Origin of the sequence: Enterobacter sp. JS8-1, from assembly GCF_049187015.1 — a bacterium.
In the GTDB taxonomy this organism is placed as follows: Bacteria; Pseudomonadota; Gammaproteobacteria; order Enterobacterales; family Enterobacteriaceae; genus Enterobacter; species Enterobacter mori.
In genome coordinates this window covers 3,669,967-3,692,548 of the sequence record NZ_CP185805.1, presented here as the reverse complement: position 1 = coordinate 3,692,548, position 22,582 = coordinate 3,669,967, and the positions used below count along the sequence as shown (strand labels likewise).

Genomic DNA, 22,582 nt, shown 5'->3' with positions numbered 1-22,582 from the left:
GATGAGTGAATACAAAAGCCGCCGCGAATTCATCAGCCAGAGTGGCAAAATGGTCACCGCCTGCGCGCTGTTTGGCGCGACCGGATCCGTCGCGTATGCTGCAGACTCAGCAAAGCCAACCTGCGAGACCGGCAAACCGATGAACATCACCGCTAAGCATTACTATCTGGACAACGTGCTGCTCGAAGCCGGGTTTAACGTTGACGGCAGCGTGGCGACAAGCACCCGCACCGAGCTGAAAACGCTGGAAATCAAAGACGGCAAGATCGTCGCCCTGCGCGACAATAAAAGCCATGCCGACGCCACGCTGCCGCACTATGACGCGGGCGGCAAGCTGATGCTTCCGGCGATGCGCGACATGCACATCCATCTGGATAAAACCTTTTATGGCGGCCCGTGGCGCTCGCTGAACCGTCCGGCGGGTACCACGATTCAGGACATGATCCGCCTGGAACAAAAAATGCTGCCGGAGCTGCAGCCCTACACCCAGGAGCGCGCGGAAAAGCTGATCGACCTGATCCAGTCGAAAGGCTCGACCATCGCCCGCAGCCACTGCAATATTGAGCCGGTTTCCGGCCTGAAAAACCTGGAAAATCTGCAGGCGGTGCTGGCGCGCCGCAAAGCGGGGTTTGACTGTGAAATCGTCGCTTTCCCGCAGCACGGGCTGCTGCTGTCAAACTCAGAAAAACTGATGCGCGAGGCGATGCAGGCCGGGGCGCACTACGTGGGCGGCCTGGACCCGACTAACGTTGACGGTGCGATGGAGAAATCTCTCGATCTGATGTTCCAGATCGCGCTGGACTACGACAAAGGGGTGGATATTCACCTGCACGAAACCAGCCCGGCGGGCGTGGCGGCGGTGAACTACATGGTCGAAACCGTGGAGAAAACGCCGGAGCTGAAGGGCAAACTGACCATCAGCCACGCCTTCGCGCTGGCGACGCTCAACGAGCAGCAGGTGGATGAGATCGCCACCCGCATGGCGGCGCAGCAAGTGACCATCGCCTCCACCGTGCCGATTGGCACCCTGCATATGCCGCTGAAGCAGCTGCGTGAGAAGGGCGTGTTCGTGATGACGGGGACCGACAGCGTGATCGACCACTGGTCGCCCTACGGTCTGGGGGACATGCTGGAAAAAGCGAATCTTTATGCGCAGCTCTACATCCGCCCGAACGAGCAGACGCTCTCCCGCGCGCTCGGTATCGCCACCGGCGACGTGCTGCCGCTGAACGACAAAGGCGAGCGCGTGTGGCCGAAAGCGCAGGACGACGCCAGCTTTGTGCTGGTGGATGCCTCCTGTTCCGCCGAAGCGGTGGCGCGCATTTCACCTCGTACCGCGACGTTCCACAAGGGCAACCTTGTCTGGGGTGTCGTAGGCTAAAAGCGAGCCGGGTGGCGGCTTCGCCTTACCCGGCCTACGGTTCGGAGATTTTGTAGGTCGGGTAAGGCGAAGCCGCCACCCGACAATGCAGTATACTGCTATGCACATTCTTAAAGAGGGATCTGCCATGGCACAAAACATCTACGACAACCCTGCATTTTTCGAAGGCTACGCCCAGCTTCCGCGCTCGGTTCAGGGGCTCGACGGCGCGCCGGAGTGGCCCGCGCTTAATGCCATGCTGCCAGATTTAACCGGCAAATCGGTTGTCGATCTCGGCTGCGGCTACGGCTGGTTTTGCCGCGCGGCGCGTGAGCTGGGCGCTGATGACGTCACGGGCGTTGATATCTCCGAAAAGATGCTCGCCCGCGCTGGGGAGCTTACCGTTGACCCACAGATTCACTATCAGCGTAGCGACCTGGAATCACTCGAGCTCAACGAGAACAGCCTCGATCTGGTCTATAGCTCGCTGGCGCTGCACTACCTGCCGGAGCTGGATACCCTGTTTGCGAAGGTTCAGCGTGCGCTTAAGCCCGGCGGCAGCCTGGTCTTTTCCATGGAGCACCCCATTTACACCTGCGCCACCCGTCAAGGCTGGCTGACCGACGACAGTGGCGAGCGGTTCTGGGGCGTGAACCATTATCAGGAAGAAGGCAAGCGCGTCAGCAACTGGCTGGCGGACGGCGTTATCAAGTATCACCGCACGCTGGGCACCACGCTTAACGCGCTGATCGGGGCCGGGTTAACGATAAGCGAGGTCAACGAGTGGGGGCCAACGCAGGCGCAGATTGACGCATGGCCCGCGCTGGCCGAAGAGGCAGAGCGCCCGATGCTGGTGCTGATCGCCGCCCGTAAGGCTCAGTAACCCACCTTATACACGCGTCCGCTCTGCACGCCTTCCACGCTGCGGCGGTAGGCCTGCGCCACGGTCGCGGCGGGAACGCTCTCAAAGCCCGGGAAGAAGCCGTCGTACGCTTCGACGGATTCGGTGAGTACCGTCGGGCTAATCAGGTTGATGCGGATCCCGCGCGGCAGTTCGCAGGCTGCAGCGCGCACAAACCCTTCCAGCGCCGCATTTACCGTGGTGGCATTCACGCCCTGCGCAATCGGCTCGTGCGCCACAATCCCGCTTATCAGCGTAATCGATCCGCCTTCGTTCAGGTAGTGCTGGCCGGTCAGCGCCAGGCGCACCTGCCCCAAAAGCTTATCCTGCAATCCCCGATTGAAATCGCTGTCCTTCATGGTCGCGAGGGGGCCAAAGTAAAGGCTGCCGCTGGCGGAGACTATCGCGTCCACCGGACCTATTTTCTCAAACAGCGCCTGGACGCTCGCCTGCAAGGTGATATCCACCTGATAGTCGCCCTGCGTGCGACCCACGCGGATGACTTCGTGACGACGACTCAGCGCTTCCGTTACTGCACGACCGACTGTACCGCTGGCACCAATAATGACGATTTTCATAGCAGACTCCTTATGTTGTGAGACTTCATTCTTTAATAAATAAAAAGTCAGATAAACTGGGCTAACGTTAGAAGATTGCTAACCAGAGGTTCGGAATATGGATAAGCTTCGCGGTATGGAGACGTTTATTGCGGTGGTGGAAAGCGGTAGCTTTACGGGTGCTGCATCACGTCTGGAGATGTCGGCGGTGATGGTGGGGAAGTATATTGCCCTGCTGGAAACCCAGCTCGGCACGCGACTGCTGGAGCGCAACACGCGCCGTCAAAGCCTGACCGACGCCGGGCGCGTCTATTTCGAGGAGGCGAAGCGGGTGCTGGAGCAGGTCTCCATTGCTGAAAATGCAGTCGAGCGGCTGCGTGCTGCGCCTGCCGGAACGTTGCGCGTCACGGCACCGACGTCGTTTGGTGGCTGTGTGATTGCACCGCTCACCGCCACCTATTTACAGCGGTATCCGGAGGTGCGTGTGGAGCTGGATCTCACCAACCGAATGGTCGATCTGGTGGATGAAGGGGTCGATCTGGCCATTCGCATTGGCGACATTCAAAACGACGATCTGGTAGCGAAGTACCTCTGCCCCTACCGGATGGTGATCTGCGCCGCGCCGGACTATTTAGCGCGCTACGGCACGCCACAGACGCCTGCCGATCTGGTGAATCATCTGTGTCTATCGCACACGGTGTGGACCGCGCGTAACGAGTGGCGGCTACCGGGCATGGAAGGAGAAGTGCGCTGGAAGCGGGATGCGATCTTAAGATGCAACGATGGCTATGGATTACGCATGGCGGCGCGGGCAGGTGCAGGATTACTGCTGCAACCGGAGGTGCTGGTGGCGGAAGAGCTGGCAAGCGGCAGGCTGGTGCGGGTGCTGGAGCAGTACACGCCCGCGCCGAGGCCGGTGCATTTATTGTGGCGTCAGGATTTACGTCAACTGCCTAAGCTTACGGAATTTATCGCCCATATTCTGCTAAGATTGGGCACAATATAAAAAAAGAAGGTAATCAAAGAATGTCTGCAAACAAACTCGCCAGCAGCGCGCAGGGCCTGCAATCCTCTGCCATCCGTGAATTATTAAAACATAGCAAAATGGCAGGGGTGATTTCGCTGGGCGGTGGTATTCCTAATCCCGATCTGTTCGATCACGAAGGGCTTAAAATTGCTGCCGATTCCGTCTTATCACAGCATTTTGGCGAGGCGTTCCAGTACGGCCTGACGGAGGGCGTCCCGGGGCTGCGCGAGGAAATTAAACGCATCTGCGAGGGGCGCGGTATCGCCTGTAAGGCCGATGATGTCGTTATTACTTCCGGCTCGCAGCAATCACTTGACGTGTTGGCGCGTGCGTTAATCAACCCGGGTGACACCGTTGTCGTTGAGCGTCCAACCTATCTCGCCGCACTGCAGGTCTTCGGCCTGGCGCAGGCCAACTTTGAATCCGTCGGCACCGACGGCGATGGTATGAAGGTGGATGAGCTTGAAGCGCTGGTGGCAAAGAAAGCCATCAAAGCGGTCTATATCGTTCCAACCTTTGGTAACCCCGGCGGCGTGACGCTTTCCGAAGCGCGCCGTAAACAGCTGGTGGAATTATCAAAACGTTATGATTTCGTGATTATCGAAGACGACCCGTACAGCGAAATTAATTACACCGACGAAGTGTTCCGCCCGTTGATTGCTCACGCCAAAGATATCGGCAATGAAGAGAACGTGGTGTACACCTCCACCTTCTCTAAAATCCTCGCACCGGGAACCCGCGTGGGCTGGGTGCTGGTCCCCGAGTGGCTGAAACGTGCGGTGGTTAATCTGAAGCAAACCACCGATCTGCACACCAGTACGCTGTCACAGCTGATGACCTATGAGTACCTGAAAACCGGTCGTCTGGCGGGGCAGATTAAGATGATCCGCGAAGCCTATCGCCAGAAATACCAGACGTTTGCCACTGAGCTGGAGGCCGAGCTGGGCGATGTGATGTCGTTCCACAAGCCGAAGGGCGGCATGTTCCTGTGGGCGAAAATGAACAACGGCATGAACACCACGCGCTGGCTGGAGAAGACGTTAAGCAACGGCGTGGTGTTTGTACCAGGTGAGTTCTTCTACTGCAATGAACCGGACCATACGACGCTGCGTATGTCGTTTGTGACGCCAACGGATGAGCAGTTGAAAGAAGCGGTTCGACGTTTGAAAATCTCGCTGTAAAAGACCTGCGCATAATGGCGCTCCTGCCGTTATGCGCAAGCCTTTCTTACAGCAGCCCTTTCTGGGCAAATGTCATACGAGTGGCTTCATTCAGATCCAAATCTTGTAAGGACGCCGGGCGAACCCAGGCAATTTCCTGAAACTCTTCGTTGAAGGTCACCTCACGGTTGGCGCTGATGCAGTCGAAGATCAGGTAAATCATATAAATTTCTTCCGTGGTGCCGTCGGCGTAGGTTTTCACCCGAGTGTCATCACGAAATGTCCAGGGTTTTACCTCGGTAATCTCCAGCGCGTCGCCAAGTTCCTCGCGGATTTCCCGGCGCAGCGCCTGTTCCATCGTTTCACCCGGCTCCATCCCTCCACCGGACAGCGCCCACTGGCCGGGAAATACGCCGCGATCGTCGGCCATTTTGCACAGCAGATAGGCCCCGTCGTTCTGAATGATGGGGCAGACAATAGTACGTTGGCGCATGGTTTCTTCCTGAAAATGAGTTTGAGCTACTTTAGCAGATTGGGGGGTGATGGTTATGTTAGAGGTGTTCGATTCTCGCTCCTTGGTTTTCTGCATTTTGTTATGCCCTCACCCCGGCCCTCTCCCACAGGGAGAGGGAGAAAATCATAGCGAATTTTTACTCCATGCGGATGTAGGCCGGGTAAGGCGGAGCCGCCACCCGGCGATTGACTACCGCTCCCTCAGCGCCTCTTTCGCCCGGTTAAACGGCTTGATCATATAATCCAGCACCGTTTTCTCTCCGGTCTTAATGTCCACCGTCGCAATCATCCCCGGCACAATCGAGAAGTGCCTGCCCGCCTTATTCACCAGGTAATCCTGGTTGGTGCGGATAAATACCCGGTAATAGAACACTTCCGGCTTAGCTTCGTCCTGGATGGTATCCGGTGAAATGGTCTCCACCACGCCATGCAGCCCGCCATAAATCGCGTAATCGTAGGCGGTGATTTTGACCAGCGCTTCCTGATTAGGGTGGATAAAGGCGATATCGCGCGGCGACAGGCGGGTTTCAATCAGCAGGTGATCGTCCACCGGCACGATCTCCATCAGCTCGCCGTTCGGCGGGATCACGCCGCCGATGGTGGTCACTTTGATGTTTTTCACAATGCCGCGCACCGGGGATTTCACCGTCAGACGCGTCACCGAATCTTCACGCCCTTTGAGAATGGCGGAAACCATATCCACCTCCGCGTTGGCTTTGGAGAGCGCCTCGCGCGCCTGGACGTAATACTGCGAGCGCACGTCGGTCAGCTTGAGTTCCAGATCGCTTTTCTGCCGCTGCAGACGCAGCACTTCCACGTGGCTGGCGGCACCGGTTTTGACCAGCCGCTGGGTGATCGCCAGCTCTTTATTGGCGAGATCTAATGCCGAGCGCAGCTCGCGCTGGGTATCTTCAAGCTGTGCGCGACGTGAGTTATAAAGGCGCGTTTCGGCCCCGATCAGATCCGTCCATTTCGCCAGCGAAGGCGGGAATTTCAGCGGCAGATCGTTCACTTCGGCATACAACCGGACGCTGGAGGCGAGCGATGCCCGGTAGCGTGCCGCGCTTTCGCCGACGTTCGATTCCGACCGCGTCGGATCGAGCCGCGCCAGTACCTGCCCAGCCTGAACCTGATCCCCTTCGTGCACGTTCAGTTCCGTCAGGATCCCGCCGTCGAGCGACTGTAAAACCTGCTCGCGCGAGCTGGGGATCACTTTGCCGGTTCCGGTGGAAACTTCATCCAGAATGCCGTACCACGCCCAGACGCCAAGCACCACAAACAGCAGCAGGGAGAACACAACAATCCGCCGCGCGCCGGTGTAGCCGCTTTCGGAGTCGAGGGCGTTATCCAGATCGTCCATTGCGGCAACATCACGCTGACTGATTTTCATTTTTCCACTCCCGTCCGGTTGCTGCCTGCTGTTGCTGCATGCGGTTGTTACTCAGGGCCTGCGCTTTTGGCGCATCCATCACCAGCATCCCTTCTTTCAACACCACCACGCGCTCAACAAGCTCCAGCACGGGCACGCGGTGGGTGGCGACAACCAGCGTGCGGTTGCCGAGCCAGGCGTTGAGGCGCTGGATAAATTCCCGCTCGGTATGCTCGTCAAGCGACGCCGTGGGTTCGTCCATCAGCACGATATTCGGATCGCGCAGAAGCATGCGCGCCAGCAGAATGGACTGCCGCTGCCCGCCGGACAGCCCCACGCCATTTTCCATAATCGGGTAGTCCAACCCCTTCGGCAGCTTCTGCACAAAGCTCGCCGCGCCGCACATCTCCAGCACTTCAAAAATCTCTTCATCGGTGGCGCGCGGCATACCCAGCGTGATGTTCTCGCGCAGGGTGCCGTAAAACAGCCGCGCGTTCTGGGTCATAAAGCCGACGTTACGCCGCACGTCCGCCACGTCGAGATGGGGCAGGCTGAAGTTGTCGAGCCGCAGCTCGCCGCCCGCCAGATCCATCCCGCCCGCCATCGCCTGCAGCAGGGTTGACTTGCCCGCGCCGTTGCGCCCGAGGATCGCCACTTTCTCGCCAGGTTTGATCTCCAGACGGTTAATGCGCAGCGCCATGCGCGGATCCTCCGGGTGATAGCGGAACTGCGCCTGCTCGAAGAGGTAATGGCCGCGCAGCACGTCCTGGCGGATCGGTGTCTCTTCGCGCTGGTTTTCGGTGGGAAGCTGCATAATGCTGTCCAGCCCCTCTTTGGCGGCCTTCACCTGTTGCCAGCGGGCCAGCACGCCGCACAGCGTCGCCATCGGAGCGATCATGCGGGAGGCCAGCATCGAGGCGGCGACCACCGAGCCAGTGGTCAGGGTGCCGTCGATCACCATCGGCGCGCCGACCACGATGACGCCTGCGTAGACCAGACTTTGAATGGTCATCCCCCAGTTGATCAGGTTCTGCGTCAGCTCGCGGGTGCGCAGGCCAGATTCCGCGGTGATCTGGATATAGCTGTTCCACTGCTGCAAAAAGCGGTTTTCCGCCTGCATCAATTTGATGTCCTCCAGCCCCTGCACGCTCTCCACCAGCACCGCGTTGCGCAGGGTGGATTCGTGTGCCGACTGCTTCGCCAGCTCCGCCAGCCGCTTTTGCAGCAGCAGGCCGGGCAATACCATGATCACCGCCGCGACCGGGGCGATCCACGCCAGCTGCGGCGCGATGATCGCCAGCACCACCACAAACAGGAGGAAGAAAGGCAGGTCAACAATTGTGGAAATGGTAGAGGAGGTGACCATTTCGCGGATCTGCTCCAGCTCGCGCAGCTGGGAAATGAAGCTGCCGGTGGAGCGGGGGATGGCGCTGTTGCGCAGTCGTAGCGCATGGCCAAAGACGCGATCCGACACGCGCAGATCCGAGCGCTTGCCCAGCAGATCCATAATGTGCCCGCGCGCCACGCGCAGCACAAAACCAAACAGCGTGGCGATCAGCACCCCGATAGTCAGAACGTACAGCGTCGGGTAGGACTGGGCCGGGATCACCCGGTCGTAGACCTGCATGGAAAACACGATCCCCGAAAGCGACAGCACGTTGATAAACAGCGCGGCGAGCATGACCCAGCTATAGGGGCGCAGATCGCGCATCACCAGCCGGTAGAGCCAGTCCGGGCGATATTTAGAGATATAGGCATCCACCCGGCTGTCCTTCAGGGCGGCCAGGGGACGCAGGGCGATCACATGGCGGATGGCCGGGAGCATGGCTGTCATCGACAGGCGGTTGGTGTGCGTGTTGCCGTCGAAAAAGCTGACCTCAAGCGTGTCCTCGCCGTCGAAATGTTCAATGACGCCGATTTTCCCCTCGCTCAGCTCCACCACGACGGGCAAACGCCAGCTATTGATGGACTGCCGATCTGCCGTCAGCAGCTCAAATGACAGTCCGGCCTCGCGCGCAAGCTGGGTGAGGGCAGGCACCATCGGTTTACCTTTCAGCCACGGCGCACCCGCCATCAGCGCGCCGGGTGAACAGGCTACGCGATAACGCGTTGCCACGTAGCCAAACGCCTGTGCCCACTGTTCCAGCGCATCATCCGTCATGTTTTCACCCTGCGGGATATCGCGTTGCTTCATGGCTGGATCTCCACGGTCTGGATGGTACGGTTATCAAGATCGAACGCGTGGCGTAAGCGCCCGGTGTTGTACAGGCAGTTGAGCTGAAGCTGATGCAGCTGTCCGGCGGTTTGCTGCTGAGTGAAACGCGCCTGATAAACCTCCTGTTCGGCGTTTAACACGTCGAGCAACGGACGCGAGCCGAGGTTGAGATACTGCTGTTGATACAGCTCGCGGGTGCGGGCGCTGAGCGCTTCCTGACGCCCCTGAATTTGCAGCGTGGCCATCAGGCTCATTACCTGGCTGCGCGCTTCGAGCAGTTTTTGCCGCACGTCGAGGCGGGTGCGCTGAATGGTGGACTGCGCCGACTCGACCGCATGTCCGGCCGCATTGCGTCGGGCGGTCAGGCCGCCCCCCTGATAGAGCGGCATCTGCACTTTGACCCAGGCGGAGTATTGGGTGCGATCCCGCGTTTCGTTGCCCGCATAGCGGTCGTTAAGGTAGTGGCGCACTTCCGGCTCAAGCGAAATGGTCGGCGTCATCTGCGCGTTGGCATTGTCAAGGTTGGCCTGCGCGACGTTGGCCTGCGCCCAGGCCGCTAACACGGCGGGCACCAGACGATCGTCCGGCTCGGCGATGTCGCAGCTGCGGGCCAGGCTCTGGGGAAAGTCGTTGCTGACGACGTTCAGGCTGTCCCAGCCCAGAAAACTCATCAGCGTGGCGCGGGCGCTGTCGAGGCTGGCCTGGTACTGCATCAGCTGGGCGCGCGCGCCTTCGATACGGGCATCGGTCTGCACCACGTCAGAGAGAGAGGTGGCCCCTTCGTCATTGCGCAGCTTCGTCAGCTTTCCGATAGAGGAGAGGGCATCAAGCTGCTCTTTGGCGGTGTCTACCATCTGCTGCAAGGTCTGAACCTGCACCATGGCGATGGCGGTATCGTGGGCGATGGTGTCAATGCTGACGAGCACGTTAGCCTGCTGCTGGGCGACGCCCGCGCTTTCGGCGCGCACCTGGCTCGCCACTTTGCCGAAGTCGTAGAGCATTTGCGAGAGGGAGAGCACCAGCGATGGCGTGAAGCCGTTGTCGTCACCGTCGTGGGTATAGCCGTTCTCCATTCCGGCATTGATTTGCGGATAGTATTTCGATTTGGCGACGTCCACGTTTTCGCTCTGCTGGTAGAGTTTACCTACCGCTTCGCTGATGGCCGGGTGCCAGGTGACGGCACGGTTTACGGCTTCGCTCAGCTGCAGCGTGCCGGGCGCGGCTTTCGTGGCCACCGGGGCCACGCGGCCGTTCAAAGAGGGGAGTTCCTGCGTTTCGCTGAGTTGTTCGGCATTGATCGTTGCCGCCGGGTTGGCAGCTAGAGCGGGCACAGATATCAGGCAGCACGAGAGCCACCAGTAAGGCATCTTCTTTCCCATGTCTTGTCCCTAATAAAATGGTACAGCTTTATTGTTGTGCCCGGGCGCTGTGCGCCCGGGTCAGGTGGTTCTGTTGCTATCAGGTAATGATGTGCTGCTGGTTAACAAGCTCGTCGTAGGTGGTCTGAACGTTATCCAACGTAACGAGTGCAGATTTAGTGTAGGCGGCCCCCGTACCGTCACGGTCGATGGAGATCACAGTATTGCCACCGCTTTGTGAAACAGTGAGATAGTTACCCAGCGTCGACGCGCTGCCGTTCCAGCCCACCAGCAGATCGCCAATGTCGATCTTGTCTCCCTGCGCCAGTGAGAAGTTGGTCCAGTGGTCGCCCGCGCTGTTCCCCGCCGTTGCGTTGCCTGCCGTGCTGTTCAGCACCTGGTAAATCAGCGTATCGCCGTAAGCCGTACCGGTGATGACGTCGTTGTGTTCAGAGCTGATGAACTGCGGCGCCATATTGATGGTCAGCGAGGCGGTATCCGTTTTACCGGTCGCGTCGGTCAGGGTGTAGTTAAAGACCTCCTTCGAGGTGATGGTTGAGAGCGATACCCCGGCGTTGAGGCTGTAGGTGTAATGACCGTCTGCCGCAATCGCCAGCGTGCCGTAATGGCCCACAATGTTCACCGCAGTGCTGCCGGTGTAAGGATCCAGGGTGGTGGTCACGCCGTTGTAGCCTGTGATGCTCAGGCGAGTATCCACCGAGTGCAGTTGATCCATTGCCCCGGCGGAGTCGGTGCCGTCAAAGATGTTGCCGTTGACGGTGTGACCGCTGGTAGAGTCGAACTGGGTCAGGGAGTAGGCGGTGCCGCTGACGCTTGGGGTAATGGTGATATTCCCCGCAGCCAGTGGACCCATTTTGCCGGTATAGCTGAGCGTATAGGTACCTGCATCCAGATCCAGTCCCGTCAGGTTGATGGTGGCTGTGCCGCCCAGCAGCAGCCCGCCGTTGAATGAACCACTTCTTACGGTGGTCGCGCCATTGGTTATCGTCCAGTCCACCGTCAACCCGCCCAGAGAAAGGAGCGATGCGACGTTAAAGGTCAAGACCACGTTGTGCAGGGCCGTATTCGGATCCACCACGAAGGTACCGTTTCCGCTACCCTGGGTTGATGCCAACAGCGCGGCGTTCCAGCTCGCCGTCCCTACGGTTGTATCCGAGTAGGCCGTCGTATGGTGTACCGAGGTCACGTCCATCGCGGTGCTGACATCGTTCACCGCATCCATCGCCCGCGCGGTTGGGGTGATGTTGAGCGAGGCCGTATCTTTGGCACCGTTCGGCGCGGTAATGGTGTAGACGAAGGTATCCGGCGTGCTGATGTGGTCAGCGCCAACGCCGCTCTTCAGGGTGTAGGTGTACTGACCGGACGCGTTAATGGAGAGCGTGCCGTATTCCCCCACGATGGTGGTGAGGCCGCTGCTGTTTACCGCCACGCCGTTTACTTCCGTCACCAGCGTGCCGGATGGCGCGACGTCATCCGCCAGCACATCCCCGGTGGTGCTGGTACCGACGCTTGCCACGCTATAGACGTGGTCTTCCAGCACGTTCAGCGTGTAGGCCGTCAGCGCGGTGATCCCCGCCGCCGTGTTCAGGAGGAAGAGGTACTCCCCAGACGGCAGATTCAGCGTCAGCGTGGATGAGGTGCCGCCCAGCAGCGGCGCGCGCAGCCAGCCCGGCTGAACGCGCATCTGCTCGAAGGTTTGGGTCGCGTCGTTGAACTTATAGATGTACAGGTCAAACACCGAGGCCAGCGCTACGCCCCCCACGGAGGCCTGAATGGTCATGGTGCGGGTGGTGCCTTCCTCCACGCTGTAGATGATCGGATTGCTCAAATCATCCAGCAGATTCAGGCCCAGGGTATTACCGAGGTTAATCCCGACCACGGTAAAGCCGCCCTGCGACGAGGTGCCGTTGTTAATGGCGCTCACGGTGGTGTCAAAGGTCAGCGATGCGGTGTCATCCACGGCCACGATGCCGCTGGTGGCCGTGCCTGTTCCCAGCGACAGCACCAGGTTCGCCGAGGCGCTGGTTCCGTTGTGGGAGATGGTGTAGGTGAAGTTCTCCGTACGGCCAATCACCGAGGCGCTGGTATTCGTCAGGGTATAGGTGTAGCTGCCGTCGCGGTTGATGGTCAGCGTACCGTACTGCCCCTGAATTGCCGTGCCGTCGGCGGTAACGCTGGTGGTTACCCCCAGCGCGTTAGTGACGGCGGTAACCGTGGTGCCCGCCGGGGCGTTATCGCTACCGGTAGTCGGGTCAACGTCGAGGATGACGTTGCCGCCCAGGCTGGTTTCGCCGGTGACGGTGCCTGCGCTGGTCTCTTTCACGCCCACATCAATGCTGGTGTAAGAGCCCGTCGCCAGCAGGTTGGTGTTGTAGCTCAGGACGCGATACTGACCGTTGGCCAGGCCGTTCAGGTTCAGCGAAACGCCGGTCGCCCCGAGCGTGAGCAGATCGGCAAACTGCGGCTGGCCGGTATCCACCACCGTTGTCCAGGTGTTGTTGACGCTGTCGAACCGCTGCACCACCAGTTCAAGGGTATTGAGCAGCGACAGCACCGCACCCGTGGCGTTGGCGTTGACGGTGATGTCCGCGCTGCCGCCGCTGCCCACCGTAAAGCCGACCTGCGCGGTGTCATTGCCGAGCAGCGTCAGCGCGTTACCCAGCGCGCCCACCAGCAGGAAGCCATAATCGCTGTACTGCGAGTTGGTGACCGTTGCGGTTGTGGTGAGGTCCAACTCTTCAACGTTGCTACTGGCCGACAGCGGCACGACCGGGGCGAGGGCCGATCCTGGCAGCGAAACGTTACCTGCGGCATCGGTCGCGGTGACCTGCAGCGTCTGACCTTCGGTCTGTTTATTGAGGAAGGTATAGCTGTAGGTACCGTTGCTGCCTGCCGTTGTGGTCACCGTGCTGCCATCTGCCAGACGGATGGTGACGGTGCTGCCCGCTTCGGCGTTACCCGTCAGGACGCTACCGTCGGCGTTAAAGCTGCCGGTTGGCGTGTTTGGCGCGGTGAGGTCGACAATCACCGTCGTGGCGGAAGAGAACGGACCGGTTCCCGAGCCGTTACTCGCGGTGGCAGTAAACGCATGGGAGCCTTCGCTCATCGCCGGAGTGGTGAAGGTCCAGTTGCCTGATCCGTCGGCGACAACGCTGCCCATTGCGACGCCATTATTGTAGAGCGTGACGGTAGCGTTAGGCTGCGCCGTTCCGCTCAGGGTTGGCGTGGTGTCATCGGTCGTTTTACCGTTGGTCAGATTACCGGTGACCGTACCGACGTTGTCGGTAATAGTGGCGATTACCGGCGCGTTCGGCAGCGTCGTGAACGGCGCAGTAACCGATGCGCTCACACCGGCGTTTCCGGCTTTGTCGGTGGCGTAGACCACCAGCGACTCTCCTCCCGTCTGCGCGGGGGAGATCGTGGCGTTAAAGTTGCCGCTACCGTCCGCTACCGCCGTACCGAGGACCGTACCGGTGCTGGTGGTGATGGTAACCGTGCTGCCCGCTTCGGCGGTACCGGTGACGTGCGTCCCGTTGGTGATCACCGCCAGGCCGGAAGGAACCGCTGGCGGCGTCAGGTCAACGGTGATGGTGGTGACCGACGATGGCGCGCTGGTGTTGCCTGCGGCATCGGTCGCCGTGGCGGTGAAGTTATGTTGCCCCTCCGCCAGCGTGGTGCTGGTTTGCGGTAGCGTCCAGTTCCCGTTGGCATCCGCCGTCACGGAACCCACGAGCGTCGTACCGTCATAGATGCGAACGGTGGCGTTGGCTTCCGCGGTGCCGTTGAGCGTAGGGCGCGTGTCGTTGGTCGGGTTGCTGCCCGTCACCGGACCGGTGACGGTGCCCACGTCATCGACAACAGAGCTGATAACCGGCGCGGTTGGCGCGGTTGCGTCAACGTTAATCACATACCCTGGGGTTTGCGCACTGGCGTTACCTACCGAATCGGTCGCCGAGAAGGTCAGGCTGTGCGAGCCGTCGCCCAGCGCCGGAGAAGGGGTAAAGCTCCAGTTTCCGCCGGTCGCAACGACGCTGCCTATCTGCACGCCGTTATCGAAGATTTTCACCGTCGAGCCCGCTTCTGCCGTGCCCGTGAGCGTCGGCTGCGCATCGTTGGTTAAGCCACCGTTGGCGATTGGCGTGGCAGCGTTACCGACGTCATCCGTGATGCTTGTCAGCACCGGCAGCGCTGGCGGCGTGGTGTCGATGGTCAGCGTGAAGGTGGCTGATGACGCGCTGGTATTGCCCGCCGCATCGGTGGCTTGTGCCGTAAAGCTGTGCGGGCCAGTCGCCAGCGTCGTGTTGAGCAAGATACTCCAGTTGCCGCTGGCGTCTGCAGTGCCCGTGCCGACAAGCGTTGTGCCTTCATAGATGTTCACCGTAGCAAACGGCTCGCTGGTGCCCACAAGACGCGGTACGGTGTCGTCGGTGCTTTGCCCTGAGCCAAGCGCGCCCGTCACCGTGCCGACATCATCGATAGCCTGCGAGATAACCGGCGCGTTCGGTGGAGTGGTATCGACAATCAGCGTAAAGGCCGGTGAAGCCGGGCTGACGTTGCCTGCCGCGTCGGTTGCCGTGGCGGTCCAGGTATGGCTGCCGCTGCTGAGTGGGTTAGCAGGTGTGAAGCTCCATACGCCACTACCGTTGGCCTGAACGGTTCCGACCTGCTGACCATTTTCATAAAGGGTGATAGTGGCGTTGGCCGCTGCGGTTCCGTTCAGCGTTGGCGTGGTGTCGTCGGTACTTTGCCCCGAGGTGAGTGGGTTGAGAACGGTACCCTGGTTATCCGTTGCTGGCGTAAAGACCGGTGCCAGCGGTGCAACGGTATCCACCGTCAGGTTAAACGCTGGCGAGGTGGCGCCGGTGTTACCCGCCGTATCGGTGGCGTTGAAGGTGATGGCGTGCAGCCCTTCACCAAGCGCCGTGCCCGGGGTAAAGGTCCAGTTCCCCTGAGCGTTCACCACGGCGGTGCCAATTTCAGTGCCATCCACAATCACGTGAACCGTCGCACCGACTTCGCCCGTGCCGTTGAAGGTTGGGCGCGCATCGTTGGTGCTGTTGCCGGTGAGGAGCGTCCCGGTGACCGGCCCGACATCGTCAATGACAGTCGTTACAACCGGCGCGTCAGGGCCTGCGGTATCCACGGTGAAGGCGAATACCGGAGAGTTAGCCGAGACGTTGCCTACGGCATCCGTGGCGTTGACGCGAATGTTATAGTTGCCATCGCCAAGCGCAGTGCCAGGCGTAAAGGTCCAGTTGCCGTTGCTGTCTACCGTGGTGGTACCAATCTCCACCCCATTATTCAGAATGTGGATTGTACTGCCCAGCGCACCGGTCCCGCTCAGCGTCGGCGTATTGTCGTTGGTGACCTGGCCGGCGGTCAGGTTACCGGTCACGCCGCCCGCCACGTTGTCGTTAACCGTATCGAGCGTCGGCACCGTTGGCGCCGTCAGGTCGATGTCAACGCTCCAGGCGTTGGAGGTCTGGCTCACGTTGCCCTGCGGATCGGTGGCTTTGACGGTGAAGGAGTGAGAGCCTTCCACGAGGGCGGTTTCAGGCGTAAAGGTCCATGCGCCGGTGACGCTGTCTGCTGCCACGATACCGATCTGCGTTGTGCCATCATAAATAACGACGACACTGCCCGCTTCCGCCGTCCCGGTCAGGGTTGGCGTGGCGTCGTTGGTTGGCGCACCGTTAGGCACTACGGTCGCGGCATTCCCCGCGTCGTCGGTCACGCTGGTGATCACCGGCGTCGTGGAGACGGTGTCAACGGTGATGGTGATGCCCGTAGAGATTCCGCTCGCGTTGCCCGCCGGATCGGTGGCCCGGACCGTCAGGGTATGATCGCCATCAGCCAGCGCTGGCGGGGTGTAGGTCCATGTGCCCGTTGAGCCGACGACCACGCTGCCTAACGGAGTACCGTTATTGTAAATGGTAATCGTATCACCCACGTTCCCCACGCCGTTCAGTGTTGGGCGGTTATCGTTGGTGGTCTGGCCGTCGCTCAATGGCCCAATGCCCGGACCGACGTCATCAATGATGGAGCCGATAGCCGGTGTGTCGGGTGCGGTCAGGTCAATGGTGACGGTTGCGGCAGGAGAGCGTCCGCTGGTTTCGCCGCTAACAATATCCGTCGCGGTGACTTCAAAGGTATGTGGACCTGCTGTCAACGGGAAGAGCGGGGTGTAACTCCAGTTGCCGCTTCCATCCGCAACCACGGTTGGCGGCACTGCCAGTACGCCATCCTGATAAATCGTGATGACGGCGTTAGGTTCTGCTGTCCCGGTCAGCGTAGGCGAGGTGTCATCAGAGGTTTTGTCTTTCACATTGCCCGTGACCGGTCCAACGTTATCGGTAATAGCCGTAATGACCGGTACGTCCGGAAGGTCCAGCGGCGAGTCGGTGACGACAAAGCTTGCACCTGGGCTGGTGTTCCCCGCTGCATCCGTGGCGGTCACCTTCAGCGTGGTGGCATCCAGCTGTGCCGGGCTGAGCGCAATGGAGAAATTGCCACCGGTGGCAACGCCGGTGCCGAGGACAGTCGTACCGTCTGCGGCATACACGGTGATGGTGGCTCCCGCTTCAGCGGTCCCGGTAAGCGGGGTGCCTTGCTGAGTAAGGGCGAGGTTGGCTGGGTCTGCCGGAATACCCGTATCGACGGTTACCGCCAGGTTCGGAGAGCTACCCGAAATATTGCCTGCGGGATCGCGGGATGAGACCGAGAAGGTGTGCGGGCCATCAGGTAAGGTGCTGTCGGCGGTCCACGTCCAGATACCGTTTTGAGGAACCGTTACGGTAATGGTTGATGGCGTCCCATCCACTGAAACGATGATTGTTGAGCCCGGCTCGCCGGTACCGCTGAGAGCCGGGGTGCCGTCGCGCGTATAGAGGGTACCGTTTGTCAGCTGGCTATCAGAAACCGCGTCGATAGCTGGCGTCGCGGGAGCCTGCGTATCGATCGTCACGGTAAAGACCGGGCCTGGCGCACTGACGTTACCTGCGCTATCCACTGCCGCAACGGTAATATTCAGCGGGCCGTCTGTTTGGGCCGTCGGAAGCGTGTATGTCCATTGGCCATTGACGATATCCACGCGCGCCAGTTCAACACCGTTGTTGTAAATGATCGCCGTTTCACCGTCAGGACCGGTTCCGCCGATCGTTGGGGTGTTATCCGTCGTAGAACCACCGTTTTGTGCACCACCGATGGCCGAGATCGCCGGTGTATCGGGCGCGATCGTGTCTACCGTAATGGTGATGCCGGTTGACGGATCTGATTCGTTGCCCGCCTCATCGGTGGCCGTGGCGGTATATTCATGCGTGCCTTCCCCAATGTTGCTATCAGGGCGCCAGCTCCAGTTGCCGTTTCCGTCTACCGTCACCGTGCCTACGGCTGTCGTCGTTGTGCCGCCATCGCGGCTGTCATAGATGGTGATCACATCGTTTGGCGTACCTGTTCCGCTCAATACCGGGCGCGGATCGTTGGTGGTTTCGCCGTCGGCTACGGGGCCGGTGATCTGGCTCACGCTGTCGGTCACGACCGGCACCGTTGGGGCCAGAGGGGCTTCAGTATCAATGGTGATCGTCACCGGGGTGGACGGGGCGCTTTCGTTGCCTGCGCCATCCTGATTGGTGACCGTCAGGGAGAGATCGTAGGTCCCGTTACCCAGCGGTGGGTTCGGCGTCCAGGTCCAGTTACCGTCACCGTCCACCAGAGATTCGCCGATTTTGGTCGTGCCATCATAAATATTCACCACGTCACCCGGGTTGCCCGTTCCACTCAGGGTTGGCGTGGTATCGCGGGTCGTTTCACCCGGGTTCAGTGCGGTACCCGGCGTGCTGCCGTCCGGGTTTACGGTGATATCCGGTATCGCCGGTGTATCAGGCGCGATGGTATCAATGGTGAGCACGAACGGAGGCGAAATCGTCGTATTACCGGCATCATCCGTGGCGTGCACCGTCAGGGAGTGTGGGCCGTTGGTTAACGGGGTGGTTGGCGTGAAGGTCCATGTTCCCCCCGTTACAGTCGCCGTGCCGAGCAGGGTATTACCGTCATAAAGCGTGATGATGGTGTCCGCCGGTGCCGTCCCCTGCAGCTGAGGCTGGGTGTCGTCCGTCGTATCACCGTCCTGAAGCGGGTTCTGCACCGGACCCACGTTATCCAGCGCTGTCTCAATAGTGGCCGCCACCGGTGGCGTAACGTCGACCGTCAGCGTAAAGCCGCCGGATGACGGGCTGGTGTTACCCGCCGCGTCGGTGGTGACGGCGGTCAGGGTATGCGGCCCCTCGCTCAACGGCGTTGTGGGCGTGAAGGTCCACGCACCGTTGCTGTCGACCAGCGCGGTACCAATGGCGTTGCCATCAAGACGAATGGTGACCGTTGAACCCGGCTCGGCGGTGCCGTTGAGCGTCGGGGTGGCGTCGTTTGTCGTTTCACCGGTATCGAGCGGGCCGGTGCGTCCAGGGGCATCATCCACGACCTGCGTAATGACCGGTGCGACCGGCGCAGTGCCATCAACGGTGATGCTCCAGGGATTTGAGGATCCGCTCGGGTTACCTGCTCCATCGACTGCCGTTGCCGTCAGGACGTAACCGCCATCAGGCAGCGGTGCGGTTGGGGTAATGCTCCATTCGCCGGACGCCGGAACGGTCACGGTACCGATGACGGTGCTGCCGCTGGTAACGGTAATGGTTGTACCGGGTTCACCCGTCCCGTTGATGGTAGGCGTCCGGTCGTTAGTGAGGCCATTCTGGGCGACAGGACCCGTGGTGGCCTGCACATCATCCACCACGGAAATAATCACCGGCGTTTGCGCAGGCGTGATGTCCGGCGCAACGGTAGGGGTTGTTGGCCCCGTGTTGCCTGCGGCGTCGGTGGCATCTGCGGTCAAACTTTCGCCGTTGGCTTTTGGCGGCGTGAGCGTGACGCTGAAGCTACCGTCATCATTGGCTTTGCCTTGACCCACCGTGACGTTACCTTCACGAATAGTCACCGTACTGCCCGGTTCAGCGGTGCCCGTGACCGTTGTGCCGTCACCGGACACGACGACGTTATCCGGCGCGAGAGGTGGCGTCGAATCAGGTGCAGTGGCCGTAGCCGGCAGGCTAACGTTACCGCTGTCATCGGTTGCGATAACTGTCAGCACTTCGCCGTTTGTCTGGGCCGGGCTGATTGGCGTGCTAAAGGTCCCGTCCCCATTGGCTGTCGTTTCGCCGATGACTGTGCCATCCGGGGCTTTAATGGTGACGGTACTGCCCGGTTCTGCCGTCCCGCTGACGCTTTGACCATCGTCGGACACCACGAGGTTGCCGGGCAGGGCTGGCGGGGTGGTATCGGCCGCGGTAGCGATCGCTGGCGTGCTCTGGTTACCTGCAGCGTCAGACGCCACCACGGAGATCAGCTGGCCGTTGGTTTGCGCAGGGGTAAGCGGGGCAACAAAGTTACCGTTGCCGTCCGTGGTCGTACGGCCAATGACGTCTCCGTCGCTGTTGGTGATCACAATGCTGCTGTTGGGCTCGGCGGTGCCGGTAATCTGCGTGCCAGCCGGGTTCAGAGAAATGACGGGTTGATCCGGCGGTGTGGTGTCAACGATGAAATTAATCGGCTGAGACAGGCCGCTCTGGTTGCCTGCCGCATCGGTTTCACGCACCGTAATCGAGTGCGCGCCTTCTGCAAGAGGTGATGTCGGGGTCAGGCTCCATGTGCCGTTAGGCTGCACCGTGGCAGTCCCTACGAGCGCGCCGTTATCGTAAACGGTAATGGTGCTGCCAGGTTCACCTCTGCCCGTCAGACGCGGCTGTGAGGCATCCGTAAACTGTCCTGCGCTGATGGCACCTTTGAGGCCTCCGGTATCATCATTAACCACGAATGCAGACGGCGTAGACGGGGCAGTGAGATCCACGGTAAGGGTAAACGCCGGGGAGGCTGGGCCGATGTTGCCTGCGACGTCGGTGGCACGCACGGTCAGCTGATGGCTGCCTTCGCTGAGGTTCACGGAGGGCGTAAACGTCCAGCTTCCGTTAGCGGCTACCACGGCGGTACCGATCGCGATGGTGCCGTCATAAATGGTGACGGTCGAGCTTGCTTCTGCGGTACCGGTGAGCTGTGGCCGCGGATCGTTGGTACTGCTGCCATTGCCCAGCGTACCGGTAATGGGGGCGACATCATCAACAACGCTGATGACGATTGGCGCCGTCGGGGCGACGGTATCGACGATAAAGGTCACGGCGGTCGATGGCGCGCTGGTGTTGCCCGCCGCATCGGTTGCCGTGGTCGTGATGGTGTGGCTTCCGTTGGCGAGATTGCCTGCTGGGGTAAAGCTCCAGTTGCCGTTAGCATCCACTTTGGTGGTGCCGATCTGGGTGCCGTTATCGTAAATGGTGAGGGTGGTTCCGGCTTCGCCAATGCCGCTGAGGGTAGGGCGGGCGTCGTCAGTGCGCTGGCCATTGTCCAGCGGGCCCGTTTCCGTGCCGACATTATCGTTTACGATGAGAAGGTTTGGCGCATCTGGCGCGGTGGAGTCTGGAGCGGTGACCTGACCAGGCTGGCTGGTGTTGCCCGCGGTGTCCGTCGCGGTGGCGGTAAGCTGCTCGCCGTTGGTCAGCGGTTTACCCAGTTCAATTGTGAATGTGCCATCGCTGCCTGCTTTCCCGGTGCCGACCACGTTGCCGTCGGCATCTTTTAACGTGACGGTGCTGCCCGGTTCAGCGCGACCCGTGACGGTGGTGCCGTCATCCGATACCTGCAGATTGGTGGGCGCATCCGGTGCGGTGGTATCGGGCGCGGTGACGTGCCCGGCCTGGCTGGTATTACCGGATGAATCCGTCGCGGTAGCGGTGATCACCTCGCCGTTGGTCAGGGGCTTATCCAGCACGATGGTAAATTTGCCATCATTGCCCGTTTTTCCGGTGCCGACCACGTTACCGTCGGCATCTTTTAGCGTGACGGTGCTGCCCGGCTCCGCGGTACCCGTGACGGTTTTGCCATCGTCGGAGAACTGTAAGTTGGTTGGCGCGGTTGGCGCCGTGGTATCGGGATCCGTCGGCGTGCCCGGATTGCCGGGGTTGCTGTTGTCATCATCGTCACCGCCACCTCCTCCGCCGGTGCCCGCCGCGATGGCAATCCCACCCGCTACCGCAAGACCACCCAGCACCCATGGCCAGACGGCGGCACCGCCTGCATCACTCCCTGACGCGGCAAGTAATACGTCCGTGGAGGCGATTGATTCGTATGTGGCGGCCCCGGTAGGGTCTTCAATCCACCACAGCGCGCCGTCACTCTCTTCCAGGACCAGCTGGCTCACGCCCTGGGCATCCGTGACGTAGAAGTTTTTTAGTGTGATCACCTCGCCGGAGTGCAGCGTCACCACCAGATCGTTACCGCTACGGGCGAAATGAGAAATATCGGTTCGCTCTACGTGTAGCTCCACGATAGAGGAATGGCTCAGCGTAACCTGGGTGCCCTCTGTGGTGGTTTCCACGCCAGTAAGTTTCGATATAACAGAGATTTGGCTCATTTAGTCATTACTCCAGACGAGTTGTCGTGAACGGCGTGCAAGATGAGCCATCTGTTTATGAAGGGAAAAGCGCGCCCCCGGCGGAGTCACTGCAATTAAGCAGTACTCACCGTATTTTTTTTAGAGCGAACGATGCCCGCCAGGATATAGAGTGGCAACATCAGAGCGAATCTATTTATTTGATGGAAAATATTGCGTATTCTTTTTTTTGTGCTCTAGATAACCCTGTAATTAATAGAGGAATTAATCCGAAACGGTATGAAAATGATATAGTCAGAAAAGTCTCGATATGCAAATTAAGCTGCTGTAAATACAGGTGGATATTGTGAAGTTGGCATTAATATATTGATGTTAATTATCGATGCAAATAATTAACGCTCTGTTTTTGAAGGTTTTTTATTAAGGCCTGACATCTTTTTGAACGTTTCTTAAGAAGTAAATTAATGCGGCAGAAAGAAAGTTACCCTTTATTTTAAATTATATTATTTATGGTTACTTAATTCGTGTTTAAGTTAGGGTAACATTTTTGATGTAAGATATATTATGTTTTTTAAGTAATAAAATATATTCTGATGCGCAGACAAATTTC

10 protein-coding genes are annotated in these 22,582 nt (G+C 59.9%); 4 read left to right on the top strand and 6 right to left on the bottom strand.

The window, feature by feature from the left end:
* The first annotated feature begins 1 nt into the window (after window position 1).
* Both ACOQH0_RS17510 and ACOQH0_RS17505 read left to right on the top strand, forming a co-directional pair.
* The gene (locus ACOQH0_RS17510; RefSeq protein WP_421510898.1) at window positions 2-1,381 is read left to right on the top strand and encodes an amidohydrolase family protein; all 1,380 of its coding nucleotides are present in this window, start codon (window positions 2-4) and stop codon (window positions 1,379-1,381) included.
* A gap of 127 nt (window positions 1,382-1,508) precedes the next feature.
* Window positions 1,509-2,243: a class I SAM-dependent methyltransferase gene (locus ACOQH0_RS17505; protein WP_421510897.1), complete on the top strand. Its 735-nt coding sequence runs from the start codon at window positions 1,509-1,511 to the stop codon at window positions 2,241-2,243.
* On the opposite strand, the gene ACOQH0_RS17500 is transcribed toward ACOQH0_RS17505, so the two are convergent.
* A complete protein-coding gene (locus tag ACOQH0_RS17500; RefSeq protein ID WP_421510896.1) occupies window positions 2,237-2,839 on the bottom strand; it encodes a short chain dehydrogenase in 603 nt (200 codons plus the stop codon). The two genes, ACOQH0_RS17505 and ACOQH0_RS17500, sit on opposite strands and share 7 nt — an antisense overlap.
* 97 nt (window positions 2,840-2,936) lie before the next feature.
* On the opposite strand from ACOQH0_RS17500, the gene ACOQH0_RS17495 reads away from it, so the two are divergent.
* The gene (locus ACOQH0_RS17495; protein WP_042715351.1) at window positions 2,937-3,824 is read left to right on the top strand and encodes a LysR family transcriptional regulator; all 888 of its coding nucleotides are present in this window, start codon (window positions 2,937-2,939) and stop codon (window positions 3,822-3,824) included.
* A 20-nt stretch (window positions 3,825-3,844) separates the two neighbouring features.
* On the top strand, window positions 3,845-5,026 hold the full coding sequence (locus ACOQH0_RS17490; protein ID WP_182945828.1) for a PLP-dependent aminotransferase family protein: 1,182 nt from the start codon (window positions 3,845-3,847) through the stop codon (window positions 5,024-5,026).
* A gap of 46 nt (window positions 5,027-5,072) precedes the next feature.
* On the opposite strand, the gene nudI is transcribed toward ACOQH0_RS17490, so the two are convergent.
* The 5 genes from nudI to ACOQH0_RS17465 all read right to left on the bottom strand — a co-directional run bounded on the left by nudI (window position 5,073) and on the right by ACOQH0_RS17465 (window position 21,993).
* Window positions 5,073-5,498, bottom strand: coding sequence for a nucleoside triphosphatase NudI (gene nudI, locus ACOQH0_RS17485; protein WP_174340974.1), 426 nt, complete (start codon window positions 5,496-5,498; stop codon window positions 5,073-5,075).
* A gap of 210 nt (window positions 5,499-5,708) precedes the next feature.
* On the bottom strand, window positions 5,709-6,878 hold the full coding sequence (locus ACOQH0_RS17480; protein WP_421512368.1) for an HlyD family efflux transporter periplasmic adaptor subunit: 1,170 nt from the start codon (window positions 6,876-6,878) through the stop codon (window positions 5,709-5,711).
* Between the two features lie 10 nt (window positions 6,879-6,888).
* Window positions 6,889-9,081: a type I secretion system permease/ATPase gene (locus ACOQH0_RS17475; RefSeq protein WP_421510895.1), complete on the bottom strand. Its 2,193-nt coding sequence runs from the start codon at window positions 9,079-9,081 to the stop codon at window positions 6,889-6,891.
* Window positions 9,078-10,481, bottom strand: coding sequence for a TolC family outer membrane protein (locus ACOQH0_RS17470; RefSeq protein WP_421510894.1), 1,404 nt, complete (start codon window positions 10,479-10,481; stop codon window positions 9,078-9,080). Before ACOQH0_RS17470 ends, ACOQH0_RS17475 begins: the two co-directional genes overlap by 4 nt.
* Before the next feature lie 79 nt (window positions 10,482-10,560).
* Window positions 10,561-21,993 (bottom strand): BapA/Bap/LapF family large adhesin, encoded by an 11,433-nt coding sequence (locus ACOQH0_RS17465; RefSeq protein ID WP_421510893.1) that lies wholly within the window; start codon window positions 21,991-21,993, stop codon window positions 10,561-10,563.
* Between the last annotated feature and the right edge of the window lie 589 nt (window positions 21,994-22,582).